Genomic DNA, 13,929 nt, shown 5'->3' on the forward strand with positions numbered 1-13,929 from the left:
TCTTCTTTATAAAGTTCTCTTGAAGTCATTCTGAAGTCATTCTGAAATACTACAGTCCAGATTTCACGAACTTATTTCAGTATAGCTGATTTTTCATATAACTTGTTTTCGTAGAACTTGTTTTCGTAGAACTTGTTTTCGTAGAACTTATTTGAAGGTCCGCATGCAAGCTCAGAGTTTCTTGATATGCCTGACATCCACTGCAACTCCTCTACTAGACTTTACCATTTCCTCTCCGCTCATCATAGCTCGCCCTACGCAGAGCGCTTTTTTCCCGAGCACAATTACCTCATCATTAGGCCTTATTCCCGTATCAGCCTCAATAACTCCTGGGGCAAGGATTGAACCGCGTGGGAGAAAATCATCAATCTTTACCAGGTATTTCTTATTTTTTAGCATGAGTTCGGCTCCTTCGAGAGAAAGAGCAAGCATTCCGTATTGTGGAACCAGGGTTGCAAGTTGTTTTTTTCCGGAAAAGAGCTGATACTTGGGGAATCGGCCTTTGACCACAAGCTTTCCGATTTCTTCAGAGAAAAGAAATGCAGCACCTTCTCCGAACTGATATTCTGCAATAGCTCTCACGAAATTCTTCTTGTTTTCTTCCGCGTTCAGGCTTTTCCTGCTGAAGTTTTCGGATGAACAGATAGATTCAACGGTACTCCTGAGGTTTGAGAGAGCCTCCGTAGACACAAGACTTCCTTTAGCAGTATAGGTTATTTCAATCCCGAGATTGCCTGCCGCTCTTTCACAGATTTCCCTGTATGCCCCTTCTACATGGGCAACTATGGCTTTGTATCTGTATTTTGAGAGATAAGCTTCGAGGCAGCCGGAAACCCAGTTTTTCTCCTCTTCGTCCCAGTGTCCTGTAACTGCAGTGTCATAATGGGCTGCTGGATATGTTAATTCCAGTTCTCTGGGTACTATTCCAAGAGGTGAGGTTAAAATCACTTCATGGACGAATTTCCGGTATTTTCCTAGGGCCAGAATAAATTTCTGATGGGATTGGGAGGTTGAGTAAGGTTTTCTGGCCGCGCATGGCAAAAGTACGAGGACCTCAAGGTCTGGAGGTGTATACCTTTCCTGTATACGTCGTGCAAACCTCACCACTTCGACTCGAGATAGAGCCTCTGAGGTATCTGCAAGCAACTGGTTTTGCCGGAAAGCAGGAACTCTTTCTTCAAGGTAGGAATACTCAAAATCTCCAAGTCTTAACAGGGCTGTGAGCCAGGGTCTTACTCTGCACTGGCCCTCAACATATTCTCTCAATGTTCCTGCCCTTATCCTTTCCCGCACAAGGGAAAGTTCGGCTTCGAGAGCATTCTTATTGTGAGCTGAAAGGAATTTTGCCCTCTCGATCTTCGGAAGCTTCCTGAGCTCTGCGGGCGTACTTTCAGCGCATGCCCTGCACCTGCAGGGAAACTCTGTCAGGGAGTCAAGATAAAAGCTGCTTGTTGCTGTCAGGTAGATATCAGAATAAGCTGCAATTTCTGCTCTGGTATCGTCCAGAACATCAACTCCAAGATAGATTAGCATAGCTATATTTTCAGGAAGCGCGAGGTTTGGGGCATAAAGAGCTGTATCAGGGGGAATCTGGTTTTTAAATTCTATTACGGTCTCGAGAAATCTTCGTGCATTGTTTTCCAGGGTACCTGCCCCTTCCATTACATACAGGTCGGTTTTCTCAGGCTTTCCTCCTATTCTAAGGAGAGAACCTGTTGGGCCTGCATCTTCAACGTTTTCGCCTTTAAAAGCAGTAAATTTTTGGACGTTCCCGAGGGACTCAGCTGGAATGGCAGGCGGATAAGTTTGATGCGGCAGGATTATAAGAGTTCCTTTTCCTGCTTTTTCCCGGATTTGCTTTACGCGTGCTTCGAGCTCTGCATCGGATTTTACATCCCAGAAACTTCCCGCGTCAACAACAGGGCCGGGGTTTTCAAGCTTTCCAAGTTCTGTCGCATTCAAAATGCAGGGCGTATGAAGCTCGGGAGACAGCAGAAGTTTTCCTATCCTTGCTGCTCCGTCTCTTTGTTCTATCTCAAAGTACCGTGTCATGTTTGTCCTCTTATGTCTATCAGGATGTAAAGGTTTGTCCTGCACGTCTTCACATGAATCCAATTAATATTTATTATTCCTTCGCGTAGAGAACATTTGATCTGAGGGTTTGCCAAAATTGACGAAAACGCATTAAATGCAAAAAAAGTGAACTACAATTGCTTATTTGATCAAAAAATTACATTTTGCGTCTTTAAAATCGCACCATAAAATGCCGCTGAATACAAAATTTAATAATAAGAACTTAATTAATGAGCTGATCCCAAAACTCAAAATTGCTTCTCTGAATCCTGTATTCCGAATAATCAATCAACTTTCTGATCATGAAAACAATCTTGAAAATTCTTGATGATTAAGAACTAAATGGCTTTTGGGATAGGCCCAATGTTATATTTATATATAAAGTTAATACTTAATACAATCTTTTCTGACAACTTTTATGAAAAGATAAATATTAATTATGTGTTGAAACTATATAGGGCTTTTTGCCCTATTACATGTTTAAATGCTCTTTTAAATAACAATTATACTAATATAAAATTTTTTTAAATTGATTTTAAATTAATTTAAGCAAATTTTTTCCCAAAATAAACTTTATATTTAAATATTATTGAAAAATACGAAATTTTGTGGACTATGGCAAAACCTCCTCTGATTTGACTATCTATGGAACTGTCTACGCAAGTAAAAATATAAAACGAAAAGTACATCTCAATTTTATAGAAATGCGATCATTAAATGAATAGAATAGACAAATTTATTTAACATTAAGTTTATTTTTTAATACAATATATAAATTTTGAATTATTGGCTGGTACAAAAGCGTCTGATTCGGATTTTTCCTATGAAATCACAAATTCAAAGAAGTTCTAAACAAGTGAACCTCACATAAAAAAGCCAAATTTAATTTTATAAAAAAAGTTAGCTCTTATATATAGAACTTCTCGGTTCTGTCTCCAAGAAGTCTACTGTAAAGAAGTGAAACACATGAGTACGCAACAATTTGATTTTGAAAGGGAAGATGTCAATTTCAAAGCCATGTGCCCGGAGTGTAAATACGAGTTCACCACCACTTCAAAGAACATTAAGGATTCTAATCTTACACTGGTGAATACTTTATCTTGTCCTTCATGCGGCAAGGAACTCCACAGGATCATATTATCTGAAAAATCAAAAAAGGAAATGTTAGAAAAGATAGAGCAATTGGCTGTCAAGGAAATTGAAAACGAGCTAGAAAAATCCCTCAAAAAATTGAAATAATTTAGATACAGTACTTTTATGACATTTAGCATTAATTAAAATTTTCGCTTTCCCACTGAATTCGCTTTCTTTAGAATTCCCAAAGTACTATCTTTCTGAATTTCGGTGATTTGAAGGATTCTAAATTCACCATTATAATTCCATTCATTGATCACCTGCTTTCGGCAGCAAACACACTTTAACATCGAAATATCCTTGATTATTATTTTTGTAGGTTCAGTTATAAATCAGTGTTATGCAGACTTCATATCTAATTCAATTTGTCAATTCTCTTATTCACTGTAAATGTATATTAATTATGCTATAATTAATATTTAATAATTTTTGATTTAAATTGAATTTTAAACGTTCTGAAAAAAACGATATCAATAGAAAAATTGAATGGATTTTTATGTCGACCTGCCGAAAGCAGGTTCTAGATTTATTGAATTGATATAGGTAACATAATATCAAGAGTTAGAGGCGATGAAATTGAAAATTAAAACTAAAGCTCTTTTTATTTTTGTAATATTAGTAACTTTAGCGGGGATTGGGTGCACTAGTTCACCCAATGACAACAATACCGTGAGTGATATCAATGAAAGTTCATCAGAGAGTCCTGATGCTACTTGGTTGAAGTCTGCTATATATTGGCTTCCGGTGATTACAGACGATCTTAAACCAATAGTCGCGGCAGTAGATGCCGGCAATATTTCGGATGTGAATTCAAGCAAACTCATGTCAGATACACAGGCTGCAATTGAGGAGAGTGATCAGTATGAAGTATCCTCTAATCTTCAGTTTGCTAAAATTGAATATGACCTTTCTATGAAAGCTTTCAATGGAGCTGCACAAGTTATTGCACTTGAAGATATGGAAAATACAACAAAATATCTCACCGAAGGCTTCACGCATATTCAGAGATATAATGAGCATATTAATAGTTTTAATGAACAGATGAAAAACTAATTGATATATCAGGTCTATTACAAAATTAGGAATAGATACGATATTTTCCGGTATACGAAAGGGTACGTAGGAAACCACAGACTTCCTTAAAAAAGACATTGCTTGCTTTGAATTCTGGATCTCGACGAGCAGCAATAAGTGTTTCGTAAGAAGGCCAAGGAACTCGAAGGAATAGAGTCGCTTGAGTTTGCCAGAATAGTTGTGAGTGGATAATATTTTTGTTCGTGTATCTAACTATGTGTATAAAATTAAAATGTATGAAAGTTATAAAAGGAGGAAAGTACAAAAGGATATAGAATGTGATATTATGATCTCAGATATAGAGGTTCAAAAGCTCATTGAGGATGTCAAACCTATACCTTACCAAGTAATTAATGGTATCAAGCCAAAAGTAAGGGAAGATAAGAAACATCTCGTTTGGTCATACGAACTACAAAGCAAGTCTTGGAATACCTTTGTTGTAAAAATTAGGCAGAACACAATTTACAAATTTGACTTTTCAGTCATCCTTTCATACAAAGATGATGGCAATAACCTGCACATTATAAAAAGATACAATGGTATACATACACATACAAATAAGATTGAGAAAAATAAAATAAGGGGTTTTCACATCCACACTATAACTGAAAGGTACCAAGAAAAAGGATATGAGCCGGAAGGGTACGCCGAAGTTACAGAAGCCTACTCTGATTGGAGAGGGGCTTTAGACACAATGATAAAAGAATGTAACTTTGATATTGGTAATTCTAATTTGGACAAATTCGTGTAAGTGATAAATTATGGATCTTACATCGTTAGAGCGGGATATAAAGAAAAGAATTTGCGAAGATATTGAAATCTTCTATGAAGGAGAAGAAAGGCTTGTTATTGTTTCCCCAGTTACATTTGACGATGGAGATTCGCTAAATACAGTGCTCAAGGAGGGGGAAACCGGTTGGTATTTCACCGATGAAGGCAGCACTCTAATGCACTTATCATATACAGATCTTGATACTTCACTTGATAGGGGTAAGCGGCAGGAGATCTTCAAGCAAATCCTCTCTATCCATAACATGGAAAATGATGGAGGAGAGCTCAAAATTATGGTAGAAGGAGAGGATTTTGGAGAATCATATTTTACGTTTATCCAGGGGTTAATCAGAATAGTTGACCTCGTATTATTTACAAAAAAAGAATATGTAAAATCTATGTTTTATGAAGAATTCAGAAGCTATTTGAAAGAGAAGTTCGGCACTAAGTGCAACTTTAACTACACGGACAAAGCGCGTGACCCGGAAAGTATGTATTCTGTAGACTGCTCTATTGAAGATGAGAACAATCTTATTTTCTTTTTTGGCGTGCTTAATGACGATAAATGTAGAGATGTAACCATTACATGTCTCAAATTTAGGGAATGGGAGAGAGACTTTGTGTCTATATGTATCTTTGAGGATCAGGAGACAATTACCCGGAAAGTTTTTGGCAGGCTCCTTGATGAAGTCGATAAATCATACTCTACACTATCAACTGCAAAAGCAGGGCTTCCGGAATACATGAAGAAATTTGCACTTAGTATGAACTGATAATTTACTTTTCATATTCATTTCTCTGAAAGTTTTTCGGCAGTATGCCAATTATTCTGTAAAATCATAAGTCTCAAAAAGTTATTGAGTAGAAAATTCCATATCAGAAGACCAATTTCCTCCATAGTACTCAAAACTTGACTTCAAATTTACAGCATATTTGAGACACTGCCAGTTTTTCTCACTTCCCATTTTTTTGAAGCCAAAAGGTTCTCAGCTTTATTGTTTATTCCATGCTAACTCTTCAGAAGGAGAATGATATTCTTCAGAAAGAGAATGATATTCTTCAGAAGAAAGGAAGATGGTATATTTTTATATATTATTAATCTTGATTATCTGCTGCAACTCATCTTTCATTTGTCTGTCATTGTCTGTCTCAAGCCGTGACAGAAATTCTATTTTTCACATTTGAACTCCAATTTGAGGTCTAGAATGGATATAACTGCAGAACTTCAAAAAATCGTTGGTGGGCGACTCTCAGTCTCGCCTTCGGAACTTTATTGTTATTCTTCTGACGCATCCCAGGTCAAGGGAATGCCTGATTACGTGGTACGCCCGAAAAGCACAGACGAAGTAAGCCGGATTGTCAGGCTTGCCTATGAGAACGAGATCCCTGTGACTGCAAGGGGAGCAGGCACAGGACTTGCAGGTGGTGCAGTCCCTGTTAAAGGGGGCATTGTGCTGGATATGTCGGGCATGAATAGGATTCTTGAAATCGATATTAATAATATTCAGGTCCAGGTAGAACCCGGGATTATTCAGGATGATTTAAATGAAGCGCTAAAGCCGTATGGTTTTTTCTTTCCTCCAAATCCTGGCAGTTCAGCCATGTGTACTATCGGGGGTATGATAGCTTACAACGCAAGTGGAATGCGCTGCGTTAAGTACGGTACTACCAGACACTATGTTCGCGACCTTGAAGTGGTGCTTGCGGACGGGACAGTTATTCATACCGGTTCAAAGATGCTGAAATCCGCAGCAGGATATGACTTGACCCAGCTTATTGTGGGTTCGGAAGGCACACTCGGCATTGTTACAAAAGCCAGGCTTAAGATTGCCCCTCTCCCTAAAACTCGAAAACTGGTAATTACTTCCTTTGAAAACGCGGAAATTGCAGGGCAGGCGGTCGTAAAAACCTTCTCACACGGGGTCATTCCCTCAGCCTGCGAGATTCTGGACAGGGTTTCCCTGCAGGTTCTCAAACGTTACGACCCGAACCTTGTGCTTCCTTCAGAAGGCGATGTAATTCTTTTCGAGGTTGACGGCACTGAAAGCTCGGCACGTGAAGCTGCAGAACAGATCATGAAAGTCTGTACTCCCCTGTCTCTCTCTATAAGGCTTGCGGAAAGTGAAAAGGAAATGGCAGATATCTGGGCAGCCAGAAAACTCGTAGGGGCTGCGGTTTCTCGCCTGGACCCAACAAAGAGCCGCATCTATGTAGGAGAAGATGTGGGAGTTCCCATAAAGCGAATCCCTGAACTGCTAAAACGAGCACAGGAAATCGCTGAGAAATTCAACCTGCCGGCTATGAAATACGGGCATATAGGAGATGGAAACCTGCACTTTGCACTTTTCATTGATGTCCTGAATAAAGATGAATGGGATCGCCTAAACAAAGCTGCGGATCTTATTCACAGGACAGCGATTGAGCTTGGAGGTACAGTTAGCTCCGAACATGGAATAGGTGCGGCCAGGGCTGAATACATGAAAGCCCAATGGGGCCCTGCCCTTGAGGTAATGCGTGCGATCAAAAATGCCCTTGACCCGAAAGGTATACTGAATCCGGGCAAACTGGGGTTGTGAGAATATGAAAAACGAAGGAAAAAAGGGAACTGAGCAGGCAAAAAAACCGGAAAAAACCAAAATAACCGAGAATGAGATAAACGGGAACGAGAGTGGAAAGCAGTCCTTTGAGGTTGACCGCAGGTCGGTTTATAGATGCGTACAATGCGGAACCTGCCGCTCGGTTTGCCCTGTATTTGACGTGGTAGGCTGGGAATCTGCCAATACACGAGGCAGAATGCTCATTATTAAAAGCCTGCTCGAAGGCAGGCCCCCTTCTGAAGATATGCTTCCAAGCCTTGCTTCCTGTACAACCTGCGGGATCTGCGCTGTCAAATGCCCTGCAGGAGTAAAACCACCTAAGGTTGTTGAAGCTGCTCGTGCCCAGCTTGTGAAATGTGGCATCACGACCGAAGCCCAGAAAAACTTGAAATCAACTATTATGACATACGGAAACTCGTTCGGGGAAACAAGAGACCGTAAACACTGGCTCTCCGAAGTAGAACGTTCTCAACTCCCTGAAAAGTCCGATTATGTCTATTTTGTGGGCTGTTTCGACTCCTACCGCTACCCGGAGTTTGCTAAAAAAACGTTTGGAATTCTGCAGCAGTTTGGCGTAACCCTCCTGCCTGACGAGCAATGCTGCGCTTCTCCTCTCCTGCGTACCGGATTTAAGGAGGATGCAGAAAAGGTCATGAAGCACAATCTTGAGCAAATCAGAAAAGTGGGCGCGCACACAATTATTACGAGTTGTGCCGGTTGTTATACAACGCTCAAGAACAACTACCCAGAAGAACTTAAGGTTATAAGTCTCCCAGAATTCCTTGTCGAACACCTGGAAGAACTTAATTTGAAGAAACTTGACCTTACAGTTACTTATCACGACCCTTGCCATCTGGGCAGGCATAATAAGGTCTACGATGCTCCAAGAAAGGTCATTCAGGCAATCTGTACTCTCAAGGAAATGAAATATATTAAAGAAAATGCACGCTGCTGTGGTGGTGGAGGCGGAGTACGGACAGGGTATCCTGATATTTCTCTTGAGCTTGCAAGAAACAGGCTTAAAGATGTGCCGGAAGGCGTGGATTACATTGTAACCTCCTGCCCTCTCTGCGTGAGAAATCTCAGGGACGCAGGTGGAGACATCGAGGTTATTGATATTGTAGAACTCGTGGCAATGGCAATGGAGTAGTCCGGTTAACTTCAAAGTCTAGCTAACTTCAAAGTTTAGCTAACTTCAAAGTCTAGCTAACTTCAAAGTCTAGCTAACTTCAAAGTCTAGTTATTTTAAGTTCAACTGCGGCTTCTCAGTTGATTTTACTAAGGGCCGGTTTGATTCGGCTCAACTCTTTTTTACGACGTATGGCACCATATTTTTATTCCCGGAAAACAAGATTCTTGTTTACTGGGTTTAAGCTGAAGATGAGTTTTAGAGATTGGTTAGGAGGACAGGATAATGGGTTGTAAACCGATAACGTTTCGTAATGTTAATCCTGATACTTTTAATTGTATGAAGAAAAAGCTTCAGGGATACGGAATCCATGTCCCAGAGGGTTATAGGGGAGAACTTTCTGGCAAAGGAATTACTGCGAATTTCGAATGGGACGGACAGTCCAATCTTACCATTACAATTACGGAAAAACCCTTTATCGTCAGTTGTGAAATCGCGGCTCAGAAAATAAAAAGTTTTATAAGAGCTTGCCATGGCTCGTAAAAGTTTGCTTCAACTTATGAGGGAATTTAGGAATTGGCTTCAAAAATTATCTTCGGATTACTACAAGAATCAATTTCATAGGAATTAATTTCGGATTAAGACTATGGGCGAAAGGAAACTGGATACTGAGGGCTGCCAGGGGATTAAATTCAGAAATGTAACTCCTGAAGTATTTTCCTGTATGAAGAAAAAACTTGAGAGCTATGGAATTGAAGTTTCATCCGGAAATTCCGGTGTGCTTGAAGGAAACGGAATAGTTGCCCATTTTAGCTGGGACGGTGAGGCAAACCTGTCAATTGAGATCAAAGAAAGACCTCTTGAAACTTACTGCGGGCAGGTAAGTGGAAAATTGAGGACTTTCTGGCGTGAGTGTCAGGGTTTATGAAGGTGAATCCAATCCATGCTTACATCAGGATTACGTGTGTTTTTTACAACTGGTTTAAAAAAGAATAATTGATTGATTTGGTAGTGTGCATGATTTTTTTGTAAAATTATAAATCTCATAAAGTAATTGGGTAAAAGATTTTGTATCAGAAGATCAATTTTTACCAGAGTATCGAAAAATTTGACTTCGAATTTACAGCAAATTCGTGACACTGCCTAAAAATTAGGCAATTCCTTCTAATACCTTCCAAATCTTATAATAATCCTCACCAATTTTTCCCATTGATTCTGTCCATAATCTCGAATCATGGCTTGCTAATTCTGTACGCAAATCATTCAAAGATTTTTCATGTATTACTGAAAACATGTTTTTTGACAAGCTAAGTGATGCACTGCGTGGCACTCCTAATAAACGAAGTGCAATTGCTTCATCTGTGTCTACGCCATAATAAACTCTTGCAGGCAAATTTCGAAGTGTTGCTTGGTCTGTTTCAGATAATTTATCGAAATTATCTCCAAAAGTCATTGTTTGTAAAGCAGCGAGGCCCCATGCGGCGGTTTGTGTAAGTTTTCCAAAAATATTTCTACAACAATTACTCATAGCTTTTGTGGAATCAATAGCATTTCCTTGCTTGTCGTTAGCAAAATATTTGTCAGACATTTCTTTCAGGCTAAGTCCATTTACCCAATCAGTGACCATATCTGCTAAACGACTTCCATCTTTCCCCCAACCACCAGTAGCAGCTTCTAAATTTTCACGTAATTCGGAAACATCTAACAATATCCCCATCAGCTTCCTCAAATCTTTTTTATCTTTAAATAATTCATTTGGATCCCATATATTTTCTCCAATACGTTCGTCACGCAGTCTTTTTAAAGTATTTCTTATTGTTTCTAACGAAAAACCAGTACTATCAACCAACTTAAGTGGAGCATTTCCCGATAAATTATCAGCATATGCTCTAACTCCAGCAATAAGATATCTAGCATTATCAGGATTATTATTTCTTAATGTTTCAAACCCTAAAGTACCCCGTAAAATTAACTCAATTTGCTTGGTAAATTCAGTAGAATTTCCAATTTGACGATATGAATGAACTATGTATTGCAAAAAAGCCGACCATTCTGGGAGATAGGACAATTTTTGTAATTCTAAAATTTGTCCTTCACTTATAGCTGTTTCTACCATTTTTATAAGTGTTGAATTTAGAGACAAAACTTGTTTATCAACAAACGTCTTTAACTTTACAGCATTTTTTTCATTCGTCGCAGCTAATGCAACAATTCCTACGCTCCCTTGATCTACTCTCCCTGCTCGGCCAACTAAATTCCAAAATTCTTCTGGTTGCATTTCTTTACCATATGGATATCTATAGTCAGCCATAACTACAGCTGTTACGGGAAAATTTACTCCTTGAGCAATCGTTGTAGTTGCAACAAGAATTTTAATATGTCCTGATTCAAATAACCATTCCATTAACCATTTAGTTTCATCCGACAGACCAGAGTGATGCACACCAATTCCATATTCCAGCAAATCACATAATGGGAAATCATCACCAAATTCACTTTGAATATAACGTTTTACAAGTTTCACATCTTCAGGTAAATCCGTAATCTTATTATCAGGGTGTTTAAAACTATTTGCGAGTGACCATGTATGTTGAATTTTTCCCACCAAGACTATAACAGATCCTCTTTCTTTCAAAACTTGTGCAGTTACTGCGGCTAGTTTACTAGCGTTATTATTTATTTGTGACCAATTATATCCAAGTGGACGATTGTTACTTAACTGTAGTTTTTCAGGGATATGTAGTGTATTTCTTGTTGTGTGAAGAGTTTCAAGATATAAGGAATAGTTACCGTTATTACTTTTTTTATGGCGACTTAGTGCTATAGCTCTATCATTTGGGTTCCAATCCACACTCATCTCAATCGATTTGTTACTATCGGAAGAAAGCCATTTAGATATTTGTGTAGCGTTATTAATAAAAGGAGTTAATAGCAGAAACTGGGAATCACGACATTCTCTGTTAATAGTAGCAAGCAGCAATTCTAGTTTTATTCCTCTTACTGGTTGAGAGAGGTTATGTGCTTCGTCGACAATTACTAAAGATAAAGGCCGATTTATTTTTTGTTCCCATCCTCCACGAAGCATTAAATCCAATTTTTCAGGTGTAGTAACCAGCACTCGGAAATAAGAAGATTTTTCCACATCAGTAAGCAGACCAGCTTCAAGACTATCGATTTCAAGAGCAGGGCTGATTTTCTCCACGTTAATTTTTAGGGGATTAAAATCTTTTCTTAGACGTGTACAAATTTGATTTACGAGTGCATGAGTAGGGGCGAGATATGCTATCCATCCATTTTCAAATTGATTAAGTGCTTGCAGGATTCGGAATTCAGCAATAAACGTTTTTCCACTAGATGTAGGCAAATTAATTACAATCGAACGTGGACTTGAACTGCGTAATCCTTCTTCTCGTAAAGTATACCTTTGAGGCGGCAACATTTCAAAAATTGGTTTACTTCGTTCTCTTGATACAAGGGTTTCAACAAATTGAGTTACTTGATCATTAACAGCTCTTGTTATAGTCCATATACAATTATCAACTAGCTGTTGAGATGTACACTCTAATAATCGAGTTAAATTATCTAGTTCAACTAGTTCTGCTCTAGTACATGCGTTTAGTGCAGAATCAAATTGTGATTCTAGTTGTTGTCTTATATCGTAGTTTCCTTCTACTTGACCTTGAGTTGTATAAATCGCTAACAATTCCGCAGCTTTTGCTAAATGATATAATGCTACCAATTCCCAAGCAGCAGTTCTTGAATAATCACCTTCTGATTCAAGATAATCTTTTTCATATTCATTTTGATGTTTTCTTAAATCTACAACTCTCTCGTGAACTCTATCTAAGTCATTCCATCCATCTTTTCTAATAATAGACAACCACACATCAATAATAGTAGCAAATGTTCTTTTATTCCAATATGGTGAATTAATTGGTAGATCTATTGGAGGCAGCTCTCTAAGCAACCTTGATGCATCTGCTCCACGATCTCCTAAAACGCCAAAACAAGATAAGCGCAAATATTCTTTTCCAGCTTCAATAGGATCCTCTGGCTTGGGAAGTACTCTTAATAATTGAAATAGCTCTGCACTGATTTTACGAAGACTATTGATTTGCTCATCATCGTCTAATAAATCAATCAAAGCCAATTCTAAAGAATCAATTATCAATAAAAAGTTTGAGTTCTCTTCTTCGACTGATGAATAATCCAATTTTAGTGATTCGTGAAGTAATCGTCTGGAAGACTCTATATGGGCTTGTTTTAAAGAGTCATCATCTATTAAATTCATTACCCACGATTTCATGTTTTACCTTCCAATATGATTATTGGCCAATCAGCAATAGAACAAGGACAATACCATGCATTTAATTTAGCCCTCGTAATTGAAGAGTCTATCTTTTTTGATAGAGCATTTGCTCGATTAATTAGATCTTTTTCTTGGGGATCTATATCTCTCATCAGTGCACCATACAATATTACAGACTTCTCTTTCGATTTAAGATATGTTTCAACAGCTTCTTGAAAATATGGCCACATTTCTGTATTTTTGCAGCGAATGTGAAGCCACTTAATTAAACTTAGACGAATTGAACGGGTTCCATAAATTATCTCTAATTGATTAATTATACCATGCCGGCCAGTCATCACATTAGGAGGAGTTTTTTTTTCAGTTGAAGTTTTTACTTCTCCAAAAAAAAATTGTGTTGTTTCTCCATCTTTATAAAACCCAACTAAATCAGCGCCAGGGAGACTTGCTTTTGGCGTTCTTTTGTCACGTTCTGAATTCCAAGGCCATTTTATATTATATTCATCTTTTAAAGCGCATTCAACAAAAGCTTCTCCGATTTCCCAAGGTTTTATATGAGAATTATTTGAGCTCAATAATTTAATTAATGTATCTGATGCCATTTCCGTTGTAGCAAGTTCTTCTAAATCTCGACGGAAGCTTTCGGCATGTTCAGCATCTTTTACACGGTCATAAACTACCTCGCTCAAAAAAGATTTGAAGTCTTCTGGATTAGATATATTTTTACCTTTATAGCTGACATGATTCACATGGCCTTGGTAAGTGGTATCATAATTAATCATAATACAGCAGCTCCAACGTCGGATAACAAAGTATTTTTGAACATCTATTCAACTATATGT

The 13,929-nt window shown here is 38.3% G+C and carries 12 protein-coding genes; 8 read left to right on the forward strand and 4 right to left on the reverse strand.

The genetic code is table 11. The features are described 5' to 3' along the window. Positions 1–71 precede the first annotated feature (71 nt). Both MSBRW_RS23730 and arcS read right to left on the reverse strand, forming a co-directional pair. On the reverse strand, positions 72–197 hold the full coding sequence (locus MSBRW_RS23730) for a hypothetical protein (RefSeq protein WP_268990276.1): 126 nt from the start codon (positions 195–197) through the stop codon (positions 72–74). Next, entirely contained in the window at positions 172–2,052 is a 1,881-nt protein-coding gene (gene arcS / locus MSBRW_RS00220; protein ID WP_011305977.1) for an archaeosine synthase subunit alpha, read from the reverse strand. Before arcS ends, MSBRW_RS23730 begins: the two co-directional genes overlap by 26 nt. A 987-nt stretch (positions 2,053–3,039) precedes the next feature. On the opposite strand from arcS, the gene MSBRW_RS00225 reads away from it, so the two are divergent. The 8 genes from MSBRW_RS00225 to MSBRW_RS00260 all read left to right on the forward strand — a co-directional run bounded on the left by MSBRW_RS00225 (position 3,040) and on the right by MSBRW_RS00260 (position 9,706). Further along, positions 3,040–3,312 carry an FmdB family zinc ribbon protein gene (locus MSBRW_RS00225; protein ID WP_011305976.1) on the forward strand — a complete coding sequence of 91 codons (273 nt, stop codon included), beginning with the start codon at positions 3,040–3,042 and terminating at the stop codon, positions 3,310–3,312. A 471-nt stretch (positions 3,313–3,783) separates the two neighbouring features. Further along, entirely contained in the window at positions 3,784–4,260 is a 477-nt protein-coding gene (locus MSBRW_RS00230; protein ID WP_155398067.1) for a hypothetical protein, read from the forward strand. A 307-nt stretch (positions 4,261–4,567) separates the two neighbouring features. After that, positions 4,568–5,032 carry a hypothetical protein gene (locus MSBRW_RS20045; protein ID WP_155398068.1) on the forward strand — a complete coding sequence of 155 codons (465 nt, stop codon included), beginning with the start codon at positions 4,568–4,570 and terminating at the stop codon, positions 5,030–5,032. 10 nt (positions 5,033–5,042) lie between these two features. Then, positions 5,043–5,825 carry a DUF1828 domain-containing protein gene (locus tag MSBRW_RS00240; RefSeq protein ID WP_011305973.1) on the forward strand — a complete coding sequence of 261 codons (783 nt, stop codon included), beginning with the start codon at positions 5,043–5,045 and terminating at the stop codon, positions 5,823–5,825. Between the two features lie 432 nt (positions 5,826–6,257). Further along, a complete protein-coding gene (locus MSBRW_RS00245) occupies positions 6,258–7,628 on the forward strand; it encodes an FAD-binding oxidoreductase (protein WP_011305972.1) in 1,371 nt (456 codons plus the stop codon). Positions 7,629–7,632: 4 nt separating this feature from the next. Then, a complete protein-coding gene (locus tag MSBRW_RS00250; RefSeq protein ID WP_011305971.1) occupies positions 7,633–8,799 on the forward strand; it encodes a (Fe-S)-binding protein in 1,167 nt (388 codons plus the stop codon). 264 nt (positions 8,800–9,063) lie between these two features. Continuing rightward, positions 9,064–9,321 (forward strand): hypothetical protein, encoded by a 258-nt coding sequence (locus tag MSBRW_RS00255; protein WP_011305970.1) that lies wholly within the window; start codon positions 9,064–9,066, stop codon positions 9,319–9,321. A gap of 103 nt (positions 9,322–9,424) precedes the next feature. After that, positions 9,425–9,706, forward strand: coding sequence for a hypothetical protein (locus MSBRW_RS00260; RefSeq protein WP_011305969.1), 282 nt, complete (start codon positions 9,425–9,427; stop codon positions 9,704–9,706). A gap of 222 nt (positions 9,707–9,928) precedes the next feature. On the opposite strand, the gene MSBRW_RS00265 is transcribed toward MSBRW_RS00260, so the two are convergent. Next, the gene (locus MSBRW_RS00265) at positions 9,929–13,084 is read right to left on the reverse strand and encodes a DEAD/DEAH box helicase (RefSeq protein ID WP_011305968.1); all 3,156 of its coding nucleotides are present in this window, start codon (positions 13,082–13,084) and stop codon (positions 9,929–9,931) included. After that, positions 13,081–13,869: a hypothetical protein gene (locus MSBRW_RS00270; RefSeq protein WP_011305967.1), complete on the reverse strand. Its 789-nt coding sequence runs from the start codon at positions 13,867–13,869 to the stop codon at positions 13,081–13,083. The genes MSBRW_RS00265 and MSBRW_RS00270 overlap by 4 nt, the downstream gene beginning before the upstream one ends. Positions 13,870–13,929: the final 60 nt, after the last annotated feature.

Source organism: Methanosarcina barkeri str. Wiesmoor (assembly GCF_000969985.1).
GTDB lineage: Archaea > Halobacteriota > Methanosarcinia > Methanosarcinales > Methanosarcinaceae > Methanosarcina > Methanosarcina barkeri_B.

What these genes read in the sequence shown, in the direction of transcription:
- MSBRW_RS23730 (WP_268990276.1), bottom strand. Translation starts at nt 197, where the DNA reads ATGTCAGGCATATCAAGAAACTCTGAGCTTGCATGCGGACCTTCAAAT.
- arcS (WP_011305977.1), bottom strand. Translation starts at nt 2,052, where the DNA reads ATGACACGGTACTTTGAGATAGAACAAAGAGACGGAGCAGCAAGGATA.
- MSBRW_RS00225 (WP_011305976.1), top strand. Translation starts at nt 3,040, where the DNA reads ATGAGTACGCAACAATTTGATTTTGAAAGGGAAGATGTCAATTTCAAA.
- MSBRW_RS20045 (WP_155398068.1), top strand. Translation starts at nt 4,568, where the DNA reads ATGATCTCAGATATAGAGGTTCAAAAGCTCATTGAGGATGTCAAACCT.
- MSBRW_RS00240 (WP_011305973.1), top strand. Translation starts at nt 5,043, where the DNA reads ATGGATCTTACATCGTTAGAGCGGGATATAAAGAAAAGAATTTGCGAA.
- MSBRW_RS00245 (WP_011305972.1), top strand. Translation starts at nt 6,258, where the DNA reads ATGGATATAACTGCAGAACTTCAAAAAATCGTTGGTGGGCGACTCTCA.
- MSBRW_RS00250 (WP_011305971.1), top strand. Translation starts at nt 7,633, where the DNA reads ATGAAAAACGAAGGAAAAAAGGGAACTGAGCAGGCAAAAAAACCGGAA.
- MSBRW_RS00255 (WP_011305970.1), top strand. Translation starts at nt 9,064, where the DNA reads ATGGGTTGTAAACCGATAACGTTTCGTAATGTTAATCCTGATACTTTT.
- MSBRW_RS00260 (WP_011305969.1), top strand. Translation starts at nt 9,425, where the DNA reads ATGGGCGAAAGGAAACTGGATACTGAGGGCTGCCAGGGGATTAAATTC.
- MSBRW_RS00265 (WP_011305968.1), bottom strand. Translation starts at nt 13,084, where the DNA reads ATGAAATCGTGGGTAATGAATTTAATAGATGATGACTCTTTAAAACAA.
- MSBRW_RS00270 (WP_011305967.1), bottom strand. Translation starts at nt 13,869, where the DNA reads ATGATTAATTATGATACCACTTACCAAGGCCATGTGAATCATGTCAGC.